Annotated in this window: 12 protein-coding genes and 2 pseudogenes; 10 read left to right on the top strand and 4 right to left on the bottom strand. The window is 69.4% G+C overall.

Annotated features, from left to right (window positions below; all coding sequences use genetic code 11):
• The first annotated feature begins 457 nt into the window (after nt 1–457).
• From VS93_RS17675 to VS93_RS17660, 4 genes and pseudogenes are all read left to right on the top strand, one after another.
• Nucleotides 458–1,845, top strand: a pseudogene (locus VS93_RS17675) (NYN domain-containing protein).
• 446 nt (nt 1,846–2,291) lie between these two features.
• Nucleotides 2,292–3,293: a C40 family peptidase gene (locus VS93_RS17670; protein WP_046471020.1), complete on the top strand. Its 1,002-nt coding sequence runs from the start codon at nt 2,292–2,294 to the stop codon at nt 3,291–3,293.
• Between the two features lie 515 nt (nt 3,294–3,808).
• Nucleotides 3,809–4,783 carry a C40 family peptidase gene (locus VS93_RS17665; protein WP_236700599.1) on the top strand — a complete coding sequence of 325 codons (975 nt, stop codon included), beginning with the start codon at nt 3,809–3,811 and terminating at the stop codon, nt 4,781–4,783.
• 113 nt (nt 4,784–4,896) lie between these two features.
• Nucleotides 4,897–6,048 (top strand): glycosyltransferase family 4 protein, encoded by a 1,152-nt coding sequence (locus VS93_RS17660; protein ID WP_046471018.1) that lies wholly within the window; start codon nt 4,897–4,899, stop codon nt 6,046–6,048.
• A 63-nt stretch (nt 6,049–6,111) separates the two neighbouring features.
• Here VS93_RS17660 and VS93_RS17655 read toward each other — a convergent pair whose 3' ends face one another.
• The gene (locus VS93_RS17655) at nt 6,112–7,908 is read right to left on the bottom strand and encodes an AMP-dependent synthetase/ligase (RefSeq protein WP_046471017.1); all 1,797 of its coding nucleotides are present in this window, start codon (nt 7,906–7,908) and stop codon (nt 6,112–6,114) included.
• 612 nt (nt 7,909–8,520) lie between these two features.
• Between VS93_RS17655 and VS93_RS17650 the strand changes: the two genes are divergently transcribed.
• From VS93_RS17650 to VS93_RS17640, 3 genes and pseudogenes are all read left to right on the top strand, one after another.
• Nucleotides 8,521–8,934: a hypothetical protein gene (locus VS93_RS17650; protein WP_046471016.1), complete on the top strand. Its 414-nt coding sequence runs from the start codon at nt 8,521–8,523 to the stop codon at nt 8,932–8,934.
• Nucleotides 8,935–9,041: 107 nt separating this feature from the next.
• Nucleotides 9,042–9,991: pseudogene (locus VS93_RS17645) on the top strand (ROK family glucokinase).
• Nucleotides 9,903–10,736, top strand: a complete 834-nt coding sequence (locus VS93_RS17640; RefSeq protein WP_338022763.1) for an endonuclease/exonuclease/phosphatase family protein — start codon at nt 9,903–9,905, stop codon at nt 10,734–10,736. The pseudogene VS93_RS17645 and the gene VS93_RS17640 overlap by 89 nt, the downstream one beginning before the upstream one ends.
• A gap of 13 nt (nt 10,737–10,749) precedes the next feature.
• On the opposite strand, the gene VS93_RS17635 is transcribed toward VS93_RS17640, so the two are convergent.
• Nucleotides 10,750–11,559 carry a lysophospholipid acyltransferase family protein gene (locus VS93_RS17635; RefSeq protein ID WP_046471014.1) on the bottom strand — a complete coding sequence of 270 codons (810 nt, stop codon included), beginning with the start codon at nt 11,557–11,559 and terminating at the stop codon, nt 10,750–10,752.
• A gap of 280 nt (nt 11,560–11,839) precedes the next feature.
• Between VS93_RS17635 and VS93_RS17630 the strand changes: the two genes are divergently transcribed.
• Complete coding sequence (locus VS93_RS17630; RefSeq protein WP_046471013.1) at nt 11,840–12,607, top strand: alpha/beta hydrolase; 768 nt, start codon at nt 11,840–11,842, stop codon at nt 12,605–12,607.
• Entirely contained in the window at nt 12,604–13,440 is an 837-nt protein-coding gene (locus VS93_RS17625) for a hypothetical protein (protein WP_046471012.1), read from the top strand. Before VS93_RS17630 ends, VS93_RS17625 begins: the two co-directional genes overlap by 4 nt.
• An 88-nt stretch (nt 13,441–13,528) precedes the next feature.
• Here the strand turns inward: VS93_RS17625 and VS93_RS17620 are convergent, their stop codons facing one another.
• Nucleotides 13,529–14,131, bottom strand: coding sequence for a molybdopterin-dependent oxidoreductase (locus VS93_RS17620; protein ID WP_046471011.1), 603 nt, complete (start codon nt 14,129–14,131; stop codon nt 13,529–13,531).
• Nucleotides 14,132–14,440: 309 nt separating this feature from the next.
• Here VS93_RS17620 and aroF point away from each other — a divergent pair, with 309 nt between their 5' ends.
• Nucleotides 14,441–15,487, top strand: coding sequence for a 3-deoxy-7-phosphoheptulonate synthase (aroF, locus tag VS93_RS17615; protein ID WP_046471010.1), 1,047 nt, complete (start codon nt 14,441–14,443; stop codon nt 15,485–15,487).
• A gap of 45 nt (nt 15,488–15,532) precedes the next feature.
• On the opposite strand, the gene thiI is transcribed toward aroF, so the two are convergent.
• Nucleotides 15,533–16,819 (bottom strand): tRNA uracil 4-sulfurtransferase ThiI, encoded by a 1,287-nt coding sequence (thiI, locus tag VS93_RS17610; protein WP_046471009.1) that lies wholly within the window; start codon nt 16,817–16,819, stop codon nt 15,533–15,535.
• Between the last annotated feature and the right edge of the window lie 122 nt (nt 16,820–16,941).

Here is a 16,941-nt window from a genome sequence, read left to right as displayed (position 1 = left end):
TGCTGCGGTTTCGGATCGCTGCTGTCCGCGGTTGCCGGCGTCGGCGCGGATGCGCGACGGTCGTTGCGCCTGCTCCGTGGAAGGATGGCCCGGACCTTCCGCGTATTGGCCGGGGGAGGGCGGCACGGGGGCGGCCGTGTTAGCCCGGCTGTTCCGCACGGTCAGGGCCTAGGGTCGTAGGTGAGAGAGGGGACGAGGCTGTGAGTTTGTCGGTGCCGTCCGCCAGGCGGCGTACGCGGTGCGGGAAGGCGGTCCGCTCCGGCGTCATCCGGACCGCGCGGCCGGGCGACCACCCGCAGGTCGGCCCGTGCGGCGCGTACGCGGCGCCGAGACGCTGCCGCATGAACGGGGCCGCCGGACCAGTGCGGTGCCTCTGGTGCGCCGTCTGCCCGGCACGGAGCCTTCTCCGGCCCGCGCCCGGCTCGGACCCCACGGTCGAAGGCAGAGCGGAGCGGCTATGAACTCCGGCCCCGACGAAGCACCGGTGCGAGCCGAGGAAGCGGACGCGGAGCCGAAGGAGCACGTGCCCGGCCCATCCTCTGGAGAGCTTCGCCGGCCGCTGCCCGACAGCGTCCGTTCCCGGGTGATCGAGTACGGCTCCGATGTGCTCGGCGGACTGCGGGTGGCGGAGTTACCGCCGGTACTGCGGCGGGTCGCCAGGTTCGAGCCGCGCCGGCGTGCGCGGCTGGCCGGGCCGCAGATCGCCGCGCAGTTGGAGAGCGACGACGAGTTCCGTGCCCTTGTCGCGGCGCGGGTGGAGCAGGTCTGGCCGGAGCTCGCCCGGGAGTTGCGCAACGGCACCATCCCCCCGGCCGCGGACCCGGTCGCCGTCGCCGCGGCCGCCTACCTGATCCGGCCCGCGGGATGGCCCGACATCGTGGAGCAGATCTGCGATGAGCTGCGGCGCCGCGAGACGGCCAAGGAGGCCGACGAGGCGGCCGCGACCATCGCCGAGCTCCGCCGGCGGCTGGACGAGGCCAAGAACGAGCAGCGGGAGGAACTCGACCGGGCCCGCTCCGAACTGCGCGAGCAGCGCAGGACCATCGCCGATCTGCGGCGCAGGATCCACGCCGAGCGCCAGCGCGCCAAAGAGGCCGAGGCCCGAGCCGAGCAGGAGGCTCAGGACGCCGCCGAGCGCAGCGCGACGCTGTCCACCCAGGTGGGCGCCCTCGAATCGGAGAACCGCCGGCTGCGCAACCGGCTCGAGGCCGTGGAGTCGCAGGTGGAGAATGCCCGGCGCGCGGCCAGGACCGGGCGGAGCGCGGACGAGGCGCGATTGCGCGTGCTCCTTGACGTGCTCCTCGACGCCGCTCACGGGCTGCGCCGCGAACTCGCCCTGCCCACGTCCATCGACAGCCCGGCCGACCTGGTCACGGATGGACAGCGGGAGACCGCTGGGGGGCTCCCGAGCCAGGGGGTGCCCGACGACGACCCCGCTCTGATCGACCAGTTGCTGGTACTGCCGCGGGTACACGTCCTCGTGGACGGCTATAACGTCACCAAGACCGGGTACGGCACCCTGCCGCTGGCCGATCAGCGCAGCCGCCTCCTGGCCTCCCTGGAAGGCTCGCGAGCCGCACCAAGGCCGAGATTACCTGTGTCTTCGACGGCGCCGCTGTCGACACCCCACCGGTGCTCTCATCGACGCGTAGGGTGCGGCTGCTCTTCAGCGCTCCGGGAGAGACCGCCGACGAACTCATCATCCGGCTGGTCAGGGCCGAACCTCCGGGGCGCCCGCTCGCCGTGGTCACCTCGGACAACGAGGTCGTCACCGCGGTGCGCCGCGCCGGGGCGCGCACGGTGTCCTCGGCCCTGCTGCTGAGGCACCTTGAACCCGCGGGGTAGCATTCGAGGGCGTCTCGGCGGGGCTTATGCGCCATTCGCGTGGATGTGACGTTTCTGTTATAAAGCGCGCGGCGCTCGGCAGGGCTGGGAGGATGCCCCCGAAACGGCTGTGTTCGTCGTTACTCATTCGTTGTTGTGGTTGAGGTAGGGAGGGTGTTCCGCTAGGTTCTACCCGGAGCTTGATCGCCCCCGTCATCAGGCTGGAGTCGTGTGGCCTGTGTCCAGTGACTCCGGCCCCTAAGTCCTCCGATGCGGGAGATGTACCCGGATGTCCGGGACGGAGCGGTCGTGCTGCCGCGTCACCCGGCACGTGTGGCGCACCGTGACCGTGATCCCGCTCGTCAGGTCTCTGTGCGGCACCGTCCGCGGCGCTTCCCCCCGCCCCCGAAATCCCCGTAGTCGGACCTGAGTCAATAAACCTGAGTCAATAAGGAGCGTGGACCCCCATGGCCAGTAAAGGTGGTCGGCGCACGGCCCGTCGGCTTGCGACCGGTATCGGGGTCGTGGCCGCCGGTAGCCTGATCGTGCCCTCTGGAGTCGCCTACGCCGATCCGGAGCAGAGCCAGGAGGAAGTCGAGGCTCAGCTCGACGAGCTCAACCAAGAGGCCGCTTCCATCGTCGATGACTACAACGAGGCGAAGGAAGACCACGAGGCGGCCAAGAAGAAGGTCGAAGAGCTCGAAGAGCAGGTCGGTGACGAAGAGGAGAAGTACGACGAGCTGCGCAGCGAGGTCTCCCAGTTCGCCTCCGCCGCCTACAAGGGCAACGACCTCGACGCCACCCGGAACGTGCTGTCCGTGGAGGAGCCCGAGGACCTTCTGGAGCAGTCGGCCGACGTCGACTACCTCTCCGAGACCCAGAAGACCAAGCTCGACGAGTTCGCCGGCTCCTCCGAGCGGCTCTTCAAGCTGAAGGACGAGGCCGAGGGTGCGCTCGATGACACCGAGTCCAAGTACGAGGACATGAAGAGCAAGAAGGACGAGGTCGAGGAGAAGGTCGAGGAGCAGGAGGCGCTGCTCGCCGAGTTCCCCGACGCCGACCCCGTCGGCAGCGGCGACGACACCGGCGGCAGCTACAGCGGCAGCGCCTCCGGAAACGCCCGGGCCGCGCTCGACTTCGCCTACGCCCAGATCGGCAAGCCCTACGTGTACGGCTCGGCGGGTCCCGACAGCTACGACTGCTCCGGACTGATGTTGCGCTCCTGGGGGTCGGCCGGCGTGAGCCTGCCGCGCACCACCTACGGCCAGGCCGAGTCCGGCCAGCGCATCAACAGCATGAGCGAACTGCAGCCCGGCGACATCATCTTCTTCTTCCCCGAGCTGGGGCACAACGGCATGTACGCCGGAAACGGCCAGATGGTGCACGCGCCTCGCACCGGCAAGAACGTCGAGGTCGTCTCGCTGTCGGGCTACTGGGACGGCCAGTTCCAGTTCGGCGTGCGGCCGTAGTCGCGGATCACCCTTCCGGCGCTCCTCAGGGCGCCGGAAGGAAGGGCGAAGTGCCGCTGTCCGGGGCCAGGAGGGCGATCTGGGCTCCGGGCGGCGGTTTTTCCTGTTAGATCAGGTCAGATCGGCGTTTAGGACGCTCCATTACCACTCGGCGGATATAACGGAACGGTTGAGCCTGGTGCGCGAATGTACTAGGGTCCCTCGCCGAGCGAGGTCGTCATTCCTGCCGTCACCAGATGGCAGCGGCCGGACTCCCGTCGAACTCCGCGTCTCGCGCCCCCGTACCCCAACGCCGCGGAGAACCGGAGATCCCCGGGCGTACGGATCCACCCCCGACCGTGCGCCGCAGAGAGATCCACGGGGTCGATACAGCGCCACTCGCGTGGTCCTGCCGGGCCTGTCCCTCCCGCCCGACCCAGCAGAAGCGTTCCGGTAGGCGGTCATTGGGAGAAAGGTGTGCCACCACCGTGGGGAATCGCCATGAACGTGGCTCGTATCGCCGGCCCTTGGCGGCTGTGAGTTTCCTCGCCGCCAGCGCATTGCTGCTCTCCACCGGTATCGCGTACGCGGACCCCTCGCAGGACGAGGTCCGCGAGCAGATCGAGACCCTTGAGCGGGAGTTCTCCGAACTCAACGAGAAGTACAACCAGGCCAAAGAGGACTACGACGCCGCTCAGCAGAAGCTTGAGGACATCGAGTCCGACCTGGAGGGCACCGAGGAGGACCTCGCGGGTCTGCGCCAGAGTGTGAGCGCCATGGTCGGCGCGGCCTACAGCGGCGTGGACTACAGCTCGCCCGCCTATCTCCTGGGTGCCTCCGGCCCTGACGACGCACTCCAGCAGGTGGCCGACCTCGGCTACCTCTCGAAGAACCAGGAAGAGAGCTTCGAGAAGTTCGCCGAGGAAAAGGCCAGGCTGGAGAATCTCACGGCCGAGGCCGAGGAGGTCGAGGAGGACGCCAAGGAGACCCTGGCCAAGGCCAAATCGGCGAGGGACGAGGGCGAGGAGAAGATCGAGGAGCAGCAGGAGCTGCTCGACGAGCTCACCGCCGAGGAGCAGGAGGAGGCCACCTCAGGGGTCAGTTCCGCCGGCGCCTCCTCGTCCGGCGGGACCTACAACGGGTCGGCCTCCGGTAACGCCAGGGCGGCCCTGGAGTTCGCCTACGCCCAGATCGGCAAGCCCTACGTCTGGGGTGGCACCGGTCCCGACGGCTACGACTGCTCCGGGCTGACCCAGGCCGCGTGGAGGGAGGCGGGCGTGAGCCTGCCGCGGGTCTCCCAGGACCAGTTCAACGCCGGTTCGCCTGTCTCCTGGGACAGTCTGCAGCCCGGCGACCTGATGTTCTTCTACGACAGTTCGGCGCCGAGCCACGTGGGCATGTACGCCGGCGACGGAACGATGGTGCACGCCTCCACGTCCTCCAAACCGGTTCACGAGGTCGCGCTGAGCGACTACTACCGCAACGAGTTCGTCGGCGGTGTCCGCCCCTAGCAGGCCGCCCACCAGGCCGGGGCCTTTCGGGGCCCGCGGTCTCCGGGAGCCGGTCCGGGGAACGGGGGCTGTCGCGCGGGATCGGGGCCGGGCCGGTCCCTAGACTCGGTCCCGTGCCGCCTACGCTGATCATCACCAATGACTTCCCGCCCCGTCCTGGAGGGATCCAGGCGTTCGTGCACGAACTGGCGCTGCGCAGACCCCCGGACTCGGTGATCGTGTACTGCTCGACACCTGGAAGCCGTGGGCGAGCCGCATGGGGCGATCCGGCCGCCTTCGATGTCAGCCAGCCGTTTCCGGTGATCCGGGAGCGTGTCCCCGTCCTGTTGCCCACTCCCGGAGTGCTGGGCCGGGCCCAGAGAATCGCCCGGCTGGAGGGCTGCGATTCCGTGATCTTCGGGGCCGCGGCCCCGCTCGGCCTCATGGCCGCGGGACTGCGCCGGGCGGGGGTCGGCCGGATCGTGGCACTCACCCACGGCCACGAGACCGGCTGGTCCGCGCTGCCGGGAGCCAGGAAGGCGTTCCGCCGGATCGCCGACCAGGCTGACGTCGTCACCTATCTGGGGGAGTACACGCGCGAGCGTCTGGCGCGTGCCATGTCGCCGGCCGCCGCCGCGCGGATGCGCCGTCTCACCCCGGGCGTCGACACCGCCAGGTTCCGCCCCGAGGCCGGAGGCGAGGAGATCCGGAAGCGCTACGGCCTCGTCGGGCGGCCCGTCGTCGCCTGCGTTTCCCGGCTGGTGCCGCGCAAGGGGCAGGACACGCTGGTACGGGCGTGGCCGCGGGTGCTCGCCGACGTCCCCGGGGCGGCGCTGCTCATCGTGGGCGATGGGCCGTACCGGGGGCGCCTCCAGGCCATGGCGCGGGAGCAGGGGGTGGAGGACTCGGTCGTCATCACCGGCTCGGTGCCCGCCGAAGAGCTGCCCGCCCACTACGCCGCCGCGGACGTGTTCGCGATGCCGTGCCGCACCCGCAACGGCGGCCTCGACGTGGAGGGCCTGGGGATCGTCTACCTGGAAGCCTCCGCCACCGGCCTACCCGTCGTCGCCGGGGCGTCCGGCGGTGCGCCGGACGCCGTCCTGGACGGCGATACCGGCCATGTCGTCGACGGCCGCCGGCCCGGTCCCACCGCGCGCGCACTGATCCGGCTGCTGCACGACCCGATTGCGGCCGCTGAGATGGGCGAGCGCGGCCGCGCCTGGGTGCAGCGCGAGTGGTCCTGGGCGGCGACCTCCCGTCGCCTTGACGGGCTCCTCACGGCCTGAGGAGGCGGAGCGGCGGAGTGCGGCCCCGCCGGCGGGGCCGGCGGGGCCGTGGAGGGGTCGGGGCTACTCCGCGTAGAGCTCCTCGATCTCCTTGCTGAAGTGGTCGGCGACGACGTGCCGCTTGAGCTTCAGAGAGGCCGTCATCTGGCCGCCCTCCTCGGAGAAGTCCACCGGCAGGATCTTGAACTTGCGGACCGACTCCGCCCGGGACACCGCCTTGTTGGCCGAGTCGACGGCCTCCTGCACAGCGGTGCTCAGGTCCGGATCCTCCGCCAGGTCGGCCACGTCGCCGCTCTTGCTGTTCTGCCCCTTCCAGAACTCCAGCGCTTCGGGGTCGATCGTGATCAGCGCGGAGACGAAGTTGCGGTTGTCGCCGATCACCATGCACTGGCTGACCAGGGCGTGCGAGCGGATCCGGTCCTCGATGACGGCGGGCGCCACGTTCTTGCCGGCCGCGGTCACGATGATCTCCTTCTTGCGGCCGGTGATCGTCAGGTAGCCGTCATCGTCGAGGGAGCCGAGGTCACCGGTGCGGTACCAGCCGTCCTCGTCGAAGGCCTCCTCGGTGGCCTTGGGGTTGTCCCAGTAGCCGCGCATGACGTGGTCGCCCTTGCAGAGGACCTCGCCGTCCTCGGCGATCTTGATGCTGACACCGGGGAACGGGGTGCCTACTGTGCCGATCTTGTTCCTGTCGGGGTCGTTGACCGAGGTGGGCGCCGAGGTCTCGGTGAGACCGTAGCCCTCGATGATGTTCAGTCCGACACCTCGGAAGAAGTGCCCCAGCCGCTCACCGAGCGCGGAGCCGCCCGAGACGGCGTACCGGGCCTCTCCGCCGAGCCGGTCGAGGAGCTTGCTGTAGACCAGCTTGGCGAACAGGCTGTGCTTGAGGCGCAGGGAAAGCGGCACGTGCCCGGAGGCGAGGGCGCGGCTGTAGGCGATCGCGGTCTCCGTGGCGGCGTGGAAGATCTTCCCCTTGCCCTCGGAGGTGGCCTTCTGCTCGGCCTTGTTGTAGACCTTCTCGAACACGCGCGGGACGGCCAGCAGGAACGTCGGCTTGAAGACGGAGAACTGGTCGATGAGTTCGGGGCCCGTAGTGGGGAAGTGCCCCATGATGGTGCGCGACTCGATGCAGCTGATCTGGATCATGCGCGCGAACGAGTGCGCCAGCGGCAGGAAGAGCAGGGTCGAGCGGCCCTCGACGATGTAGATCCTCTCCAGCGGCCCGTGGTTCACGTTGTGGGTGGTGAAGAGAAGGTTGCGGTGGGTCAGCTCGCACCCCTTGGGGCGGCCCGTGGTGCCGGAGGTGTAGATGAGCGTAGCCAGTTCGTCCACGTTGCCCGCGGTGCGCCGCTCTTCGAGAACCGAGTCCTCGACCTCGGTGCCCGTCCCGGTGAACTCGCTGAGCGCGTTGCCCTCGATCACCCAGATGTGCCGCAGGTCGGGCAGAGCGGACTGCGCCTGGCGGACCCGCTCGGCGTGCTCCGGAGTCTCGACGAAGACGGCCTTGCTGCCGGAGTTGCCGAGGATCCACTCGACCTGGTCTTCGGAGGAGGTCTCGTAGATCGGCACGGTGATACCGCCGACGGCCCAGATGGCGTAGTCGATGGTGGTCCATTCGTACCGGGTCCGCGACATCAGCCCGACCCGGTCGCCGTGCTCGATCCCCGCGGCGATCAGCGCCTTGGCGATCGCGGCGACGTCATCGCGGAACTCCTTGCAGGTCACATCGCGCCACTGACCGGATTCCTGCCGACGTAGCGCGACAGCGGTGGGTTCCTCGGTGGCGCGAGCGAAGACGGTGTCGGTCAAGCGCGCGTTCTGGGAGATCTCGACCTTCACTGGACGTGTGTATTCGCGCACGGCTTGCTCCTGGACGTACTGGATTCTACGAGGGGACGTGCTGACCGTAACAAGTTTTACTACCGTCGGGTAGAACCAGTTCTAGCTCGGTATCCGATAGTGATCCCAGCTTGATGGAGGTAGACCCCGCGGACTCCGCGACCGTCCGCCGCGCGGCAACATGTTCTGGACTCGCCGGTCCACCTGCGCTCGGCACCGCTATCGCGCGGAGTAACCAGAAGTATGCCCGCCAGAGCAGGGCCGAAGCATGGCGTACTCGACAATACCGGTGGTGGGAGCGCATGTGAGCACAGTGGGCATCGAGCACGGCCGGCCGCGGGCGCCCTGGGCGAGGCGGGACGGTGGTGCGCGTGCCTTGGCGCCGGAACCGCCCTCTCCGCGGTCGGCGACGGAGTGCGGAACTCCAGAGCGCCCTCACCCGTGGGCGGGAGGGGAGCCGAGCAGGTACGGGATCGTGGGCAGAGCCGCGCGCCGTTGAGCACGAGTAGGGGTTCCCCGGTTTTCCCCGGAGAGTGCGACCAGGAAGCGGGTCGGGCGGCTAACGTAACGGGCAGAAGGACACGGACCCGGACAGGGGCGCCGGAAGAGCCGAGGAACAAGGGGCAGCAGATCATGGCAGAGCCGAATCGCGACTCCGCGAGTTCCCAGAACATCATCGATGACGCCCTGCGGTTGGTCGACGCGGTGCAGCGCAAGCTGATCGTCGAGGGCGTGCGGCGGGGGATCTCCGGCACGAACGCGTCTCCCCCGAGCAAGGACGACGTGTGGGCTGAGGCCGTCAAGCAGGAGCGGTCGGGCCCCGAGCGGCCACCGCTCGAAGAGCTCATGGGTATCGTGCGCACCGCGGGTCCGCAGGTCGTCGGGCATCTCGGGCGGGCGGGCGCGACCCTGGCCGGTGCGCTGGGGGAGAGTCTCGGTGTCCTCGAACGAACATTGCAGCACCGCGCCGAGGAGGCGCAGCACGCAGAGGAGTCCGGGGACCGGCCCGCAACCGGAGGGCCGCGGCCCATCTCTCGCGGCGAATAACCCACCCATAGAGGCGGCTCCGCTGGTTTAATCCAATGGTTCATTCCCGCGTGATCGCCCCGTAGGCGTTCCGCGGAGCGCGGACGCGAGGTAAGAAGGAGCCGCCCATGCGGTTGACCATCGGCGTAGATATCGGAGGCACCAAGACCGCCGCCGGGATCGTCGACCCCGGAGGTCAGCTCCTGCGGAGAGTCGCCCACCCCACCCCCAACGGCGATCCGGTGGCCCTTGCCGACACCGTCGTCCGTGCGGTGGACGAGCTCGGCTGGGACCGTCCGGGCGACGAGATCGTGGCCCTTGGTGTGGGCACCGCCGGTTTCGTCGATGCGGACCGCGCAACCGTCGTGGTCGCCCCCAACCTCGGACTGCGCGACGAACCGCTGAAGGAGCGCATCCAGCAGCGGCTGGACCTCCCGGTCACCATCGAGAACGATGCCAACGCGGCAGCCTGGGCCGAGGCCCGTTTCGGTGCCGGCCGCGGGAGCGACCACGTCATCTGCGTCACCCTGGGAACCGGTGTCGGCGGAGGGCTCGTCCTGAACGGCGAGGTGTACCGCGGCCACTACGGTGTCGCGGCCGAGGTCGGCCACTACCGCGTCGTGCCCAACGGCCGCCGCTGCGGCTGCGGCAACCGCGGCTGCTGGGAGCAGTACGCCAGTGGCCGCGCGCTGGTGGCCGAAGCCCAGGATCTCGCGATGACCAACCCCGTGCGCGGCGAGCGCCTGCTCAAGCTGGCCGATAACGATGTCACGGCCATCCAGGCAGGGAGATCACCCAGGCGGCCCGCGAAGGGGACGAGGGCGCCCTGGAGTGCTTCCGGGCCGTCGGCACGTGGGTGGGCCTCGGCCTGGCCGACCTCGCGGCGATCCTCGATCCGGAGTGCTTCGTCATCGGGGGCGGTGTCTCCGACGCCGGCGACCTCCTGCTGGAGTCGGTGCGGGCCTCCTTCCGGGAGAACGTCACCGGACGTGTCACGCGCCGCATGGCCGACGTCCGGATCGCCGAACTCGGTTCCGGGGCCGGCATCGTGGGCGCGGCCGACCTCTCCCTCCGATAGCGCGCGTGCGGGCGGGTGCCCGGAGCCGCGGACGGGGTATAGCCGCTGTCGTGATCGTTCGGGTACTCAGCTACAACGTGCGTTCCTGCGTGACGACCGGGCCGCCGTGGCACGGGTCATCACCGCGTGCCGGGCGGATGTGGTGTGCCTCCAAGAGGCGCCCAGGTTCCTGTTCTGGCGCTCCAAGCGGCGCGCGCTGGCCCGCTCGACCGGCCTGGAGATCGCGGCGAGCCGCCGCGTGGGCGGGCTCGCGATCCTGCTGCGGCCCGGGAACCGTGTCCGGCACACCGGTCACCGGGTGCTGCGGCGCTATCCGGGGCTGCATACCCGTGCCGTCTCGGCGGCGGTCGTGGAACTGGCCGGGCGGCCGTTGACGGTCGCCTGCACCCACCTCGATCTCGCCGCGGAGCCCCGTTTGGAGCACGCCCGGGAGGTCCTGGACTACCTCGCGGCGACCGCGGACGCCCACGCGGCCCCGGCCGTTCTGGCGGGAGACATCAACTGCGAACCCGAAGAAGCGGCGTGGCGGCTGCTGGCGGCGCAACTGGACGACGTCGCGGCCGTGCGGCCGCTGGGGGAGTCGCCGACCTTCACGGCCAGGCGCCCCCGCCGCCGGATCGATGCGATATTCACCTCACCCGGACTGAAGGCGCTCAGCGCCGGGGTGCCGGTGGAGTCCCTGGCGGCCGGGGACGTCAGGGACTCCACCGATCACCGGCCCGTTCTGGCCGAGATCGAGCTGTGAACCCTCCCGGGCCTTACTTCCGGGCCCGCCGCTCGGCCTTGCGCTCCTCGCGCGCGGCCCGCTTCTCCGCTTTGCGCTTGGCCCGCTCGGTCCGCTTCCGGTCCTTCTCGCTCGCGTGCTGCTCGCGCTTCTCCTCCTTGGCCGTCGCCTCCAGTTCGGCCTTGACCGACTGCGCGTAGCGGTCCACGTACTCCTGGCCGGAGAGCTCCATCAGCGAGTACATGATCTCGTCGGTGACGGCGCGAAGGATCCGGGGGTCCTTCTCCAGCCCGTAGTAACGGGAGAAGTCCAGCGGCTTACCGAAGACGACCTTGGGCCGAATGCCCAGCTTGGGGAGGGTGCGCCCGGGCGGCATGATCTTTTCGCCGTTGATCATCGCCATGGGGACCACCGGGGCCCGCGACTCCAGGACCATCCGGGCGACCCCCGTCTTGCCCCGGTACAGCCTTCCGTCCGGTGAACGGGTGCCCTCCGGGTAGATGCACACCAGGTGTCCCTGTTTCAGCAGCTTGAGCGCGGTGCGCAACGCGGCCTCGCTGGCTTTGCCGCCGGAACGGTCGATCGGCACCGACCCGACCCCGCTGAAGAACAGCCGGCTGACCAGCCCCTTGACTCCTCTCCCCGTGAAGTAGTCGGACTTGGCCAGGGAGATCATCTTCCGCGGAAGGGGGAGGGGGCCGAAGAAGTGGTCGGAGAACGACAGATGGTTACTGACCATGATCGCCGGCCCCGTGCGGGGCACGTTCTCGACCCCGTAGGCGCGCGGTTGCCACAGCACCGCGAGAATCGGCCCCAAGATCGCCTTGACCACCCAGTAGAACACCGAGAATCACCCCCGCTCGCGCGGGGAGCGTTCGGCCTGTTTCGCCACGTTCGCCTTCCCGCTCACACGACCATCCGTTTGTCAATCTTCGCACCGGTTGAGGCCGGCCACCAATGCCGGTTCGAGCTACCCGATGGTAGGAGAGAATCATTCTGTGGACCCGCGTTCCCCGGCCCGGTGCGCGAGGCTCTGTCGCCGTGCCCGCGGGACTTTCCGGAGCCAGGGAACCAAGGTTAGTTTCGTACAGCCGATGCCGCATCCGAGAGATCGAGGAGAGAACATGTCACTACTGCCGGGGGCCGAGCCCTTCAGCCAGCGAGGCAACGGCATCGGTGTGCTGCTGTGCCACGGGTTCACCGGCTCCCCGCAGTCGCTGCGTCCGTGGGCCGAGCACCTTGCCGACGCCGGACTGACGGTAGAGCTTCCCCGGCTGCCCGGACATGGCACCACGTGGCAGGAGATGAACACGACGACCAGCGACCAGTGGTTCGCCGAGGTCGAATCGGCCCTGCTGAGACTGCACCAGAGCTGCGACGAGGTCTTCGTCATGGGGATGTCGATGGGCGGTTGCCTGGCGCTGCGCCTGGCCGAGGTGCACCCCGACAAGGTCGCCGGTGTGGTGCTGGTCAACCCCGCCCTTGTGATGGAGGACCGGCTGCTGCTGTTCGCGCCGTTGCTGAGGTGGATCCTCCCTTCGACCAAGGGCCTCTCCGACGACATCAAGAAGCCGGATGTCCACGAGGTCGGTTACGACCGGGTCCCCATGGTCGCCGCCGCGACACTCCGAAGACTGTGGCACGCCACCCGGCGGGACCTGCCGAAGATCACCGTTCCGATCCTGGCGTACCGGAGCAACGAAGACCACGTGATAGGCCCGAGAAGCCTGCGTATGCTCAGCAGTAGGGCGGTGAACACCACGCTGACCGTCAACTTGCTGGACAACAGCTACCACGTCGCCACCCTGGACCACGACGCCGGCACGATCTTCGACGGGAGCCTCGCGTTCGTGCGCGAGCACAGCAGGAGCGGGGAAGGAACCAACCGATGACGCAACGCCGTGGCAACGGCCTGCTCGCGGACGCCTATGTCCCGCTCATAATGCTTGCGGCCCCCCACGCCGACCGCATGCTCGACGCGCTGCGCCGCTCGGGTATCGCCGCGTATGCGGTCCCCCTGGAGGAGGACGTCCTGGAGCCGGCCGCCTCCGTGCTGGACGAACCGCCCACCGACCGCCTCTACGTCGACGCCACCGAGCGCGCGGCCGCCGAGGGGATCCTCCGAGCGGAGCTGCCCGAACTCAGCGAGCGGGCGATCGACGGCGGCGGGTACGAGACCTCGGAACACGCGCCGCTGTCCGACACCGGCCCTATGGAGAGCATGTCCGCGCACGGCTCCAAGGCCGACGACGTCTGGGCCGATCTCGTGGCGCGGTTCTATGAGGACGGGAACACCCCGGCCGAGATGTCCTGGCCGGACGCGGAGAATCTCAGCGCCCGGGAGCAGCGGGAACGCGAGGACCAGGCAGGGGAGGAGGCCCGGGACTCCGGAGGGGAGGACCTCCGCGACGAGGACTCCGATTCGCTCGTGCTTCGGCCTTCCCAACCCGATGGTGCCGGCGGCTCCGACCACGAGGACCACTACGTTCCGCCGCCGCCACCGCCCCTGCCGCGGGGCGACCTGGTCAGCCGGTTGTCCTGGGGCGGCCTGTTCGGCGGCCCGGTACTGCTGCTCGGTTCGATGCTGATCGGCGCGCGGCTCCCCGGGTGGCTCGCGTTCTGCGCGGTGGCTGCCTTCATCGCCGGCTTCGTGGTTCTGGTGGTCCGGATGAGCGACCACCGCCCGCCCGGTGACAACGGCCCGGACAACGGCGCGGTCGTCTAGCGCTCCGGGAACCGCTCCGCCGCGATGGGCCCCGGCCGCCGGCCCCGGACCACCGCACCGCGGACCGGGTCCCGCCGGAACGCCCCGGTCAGTACAACGGTGGCCCCTGGCCGGGTTCCTCCTGGTAAGAGTAGCGCTGCTCGGCCCAGGGGTCCGCGATGTTGTGATAACCCCGTTCCTCCCAGAAGCCGCGCCGGTCGGCGGTGAGGTACTCGATGGCGCGCACCCATTTCACGCTCTTCCACCCGTACCGGTGCGGCACCACCAGGCGCAGGGGGTGGCCGTGCTCGGCGCTGAGCCGCCCGCCCTCGCGGTGCGTCGCCAACACCACGTCCGCGGAAAGGAAGTCGTCCATGCGGAGGTTGGCGCTGTAGCCGTACTCGGCCCACACCATCACGTGTGTCGCCTCGGGACAGGGTGGCGCGAGCTCCACCAGATGGGAGGCGTGGACGCCGGCCCAGTGGATGGCGGGAATCGTGAACCTGGTCACGCAGTGGAAGTCCGAGATGGTGTCGACGCGCGGCAGCCCGTCGAACTCCGGCCACGACCACCGGTACTCACCCAGCGATTCCGTGGCCCCGTAAACGCGCAGGTCCCATCGTTCCGGGCGGAAACGCGGCACCGGACCGTAGTGCACGGCCGACCGGTCACGCGGTACGTACTGCCCCGGTGGCAGTCGATGCTCCGACAATCCGTCTCCTTGCATGAACCCCTCGTGTTCATACTGTCAGGTACCCGGGAGGGGCGCGGCGGCCCCGTCCCGTGCCCCGTCCCTCTCCGATGCGCTATAGTCGCTGCCATGCAGCGGAACTTTTGGCGCTTTTATGGCTACCGGCCCTTGGGTAGGACGGTCGCCGTAACAGCGTTGCGCTGACACGGACGACTTCGAAGAGCCCCGGGCCGCAACGGCCCGGGGCTCTTTTCGTTTGTCCGGGCACACCAGCCGCTCGGCCCGAAGAAACAGCAGGAACAATCCCGACCCTCGAAGGAACGAACGCACATGGTCATCGTGATGGCGCCGGACGCCACCCCGGACAGTATCGACAGCCTCGTCGACCTCGTTGCCGCCGCTGGAGGCGAGGCGTATGTAACCCGCGGTGTCAGCCGCACGATCATCGGCCTTGTGGGGGACGTCCAGCAGTTCGAGACCCTCGACCTGCGCGCCAAACCGGGAGTGAGCGACGTGCTGCGGATCTCCGTGCCGTACAAGCTGGTCAGCCGGGAGAACCACGTCAGCCGTTCCGTGGTGCGCGTCCAGGGCGTGCCGATCGGCGGTGACAACATGACGGTGATCGCCGGCCCGTGCGCGGTGGAGACACCGGAGCAGACACTGGAAGCGGCGCGGATGGCCGGGGCCGCGGGCGCCTCCCTGCTGCGCGGCGGCGCCTACAAGCCGCGTACCTCCCCCTACGCCTTCCAGGGGCTCGGCGAGACCGGGCTGAAGATCCTCTCCGAAGTGCGCGAGGAGACCGGCCTGCCCATCGTCACCGAAGTGGTCGACGCGGCCGACGTCGAGCTCGTCGCGACCTACGCCGACATGCTGCAGATCGGCACCCGCAACATGCAGAACTTCGCGCTGCTGCAGGCCGCCGGTGAGGCGGGCAAACCGGTGCTGCTCAAGCGGGGCATGAACGCCACGATCGAGGAGTGGCTGATGGCCGCCGAGTACATCGCCCAGCGCGGCAACCTCGATGTGGTGCTCTGCGAGCGCGGTATCCGCACGTTCGAGAAGGCCACCCGCAACACCCTCGACATCAGTGCGGTCCCGGTCGCGCAGCGGCTGTCCCACCTGCCGGTGATCGTCGACCCCTCGCATTCGGGAGGCAGGCGGGACCTGGTGCTGCCGCTGTCGCGCGCGGCGATCGCCGTCGGCGCCGACGGCATCATCGTGGACGTGCACCCCGAGCCGGAGAACGCGCTGTGCGACGGACCGCAGGCGCTGGTGGACGAGGACGTCGCCGAGCTGGCCGACATGGCGGGCACCCTCTCGGCGCTGGTCGGCCGGACGCTGACGCCGGCCCCGCAACGGGAGCCTGTGCGGACCTGAGACCGCCCCTGCCCCGCCCCTGCCCGCCGCTGACCGCCGCCTCGGTCAGCGGCGGGCGGCGGTCTCCAGCGCCGGCTCAGCGGCGCCGAGGAAGCTGGGCCGGTGCATCTGCGCCGTCGTGGCGAGGTACTCGGCGAGCTCCTCGGCGTCCAGCCGCTTCTCGATCTGGCGCAGATCCCCGATCTTGGCCGCGGTCTCCACCTGGCGCGGGGTGAGCAGCGTGCAGCAGTCCTCGTCCGGGAGTTCGGAGATGGCCAGTGTGCCGATCCTGCGCGCCTGGTCCATGATCTCTGCCTTGTCCATGCCGATCAGCGGGCGGAGGATCGGCAGGTCGACTGAGTCGTCCAAGGCCGTGATGTTGGTCAGGGTCTGACTGGAGACCTGACCGAGCGCGTCGCCGGTGACGAGGGCCGCGGCACCGAGGTTGTCGGCCATCGCCTCGGCCGTCTTGAGCATCAGCCGGCGCTGCGCGATGATCTGCAGCCGCTCCATCCCGGAGCTCTTCAGCTGCTGCTGGGCCTTGCCGAACGGGACGACGAACAGCCGCGAGCCCACCTGGAAGCGGTCGAGCTGGCGCACCAGGCTGTACGCCTTGTAGATGGACTCCGGCCCGGTGAACGGCATACCGGAGAAGTGCAGGAAGTCGACCTTGAGGCCGCGGCGCATCATCCGGTGCGCCGCCACCGGCGAGTCGATGCCTCCCGACATCAGCACCAGGCCGCGCCCGCTCATCCCGATCGGAAGGCCTCCCTGGCCGGGGATGCCGTCGGTGAAGACGAACACCTCGTCTTTGTCGACCTCGATGAAGACGGTGTTCTCCGGGTGCTTGAGGTCGACCGGCAGCCCGTGCGCCTCCTTGATCCTGGCACCCACATAGCCGGCCAGCTCGGAGGAGGTCATCGGGAAGCGCTTGTCGCGGCGGCGGGCGCGGACCGCGAAGCTGCCGGTGCGCTCGGCCGTGGAGCGCACCGCGATGTCGGTCACGCTTTCGACATCCTTGGCCACCCGGCGGACCAGGTGCACCCAGACGATCCCCATGACGTTGCTCATGCGCTCGCCGAGTTCGGCGACCTGCAGGTCGGAGCCGCCGGGCATCCGGAGGATGATGACGCCCGCCCCGCGCTGGGAGAGCCTGATGTCGGGGAGAGCGCGCGCGGCCGCCCGGATGTTGTTGTGCAGCCGGCGTTCGAAGAGCTTGCGATTGCTGCCCTTGAGGACGATCTCGCCGAGCTTCATCAGCACGCAGAGCTCGCCCAGCTCGGAACCGGACGGTCTCACGTCTGCGCTCTCCTCTCGCGCTGCGGCGGCCGCGGAGTCAAGCGACGCGGACATGAGGCGCACCTCCCGGGTGGTTCGTGGTCTGTTGGCAGGGGCGTTCCGCGGCGGACCGCTTCATTCCAGTATCGAACACCCGGATGACCGTTCGTGCCGGTGCCGGGACCGGTTTTCGGGCG

It is taken from the genome of Allosalinactinospora lopnorensis (assembly GCF_000981225.1).
Classification (GTDB): domain Bacteria; phylum Actinomycetota; class Actinomycetes; order Streptosporangiales; family Streptosporangiaceae; genus Allosalinactinospora; species Allosalinactinospora lopnorensis.
This window is presented reverse-complemented; position numbering and strand designations above follow the sequence as displayed.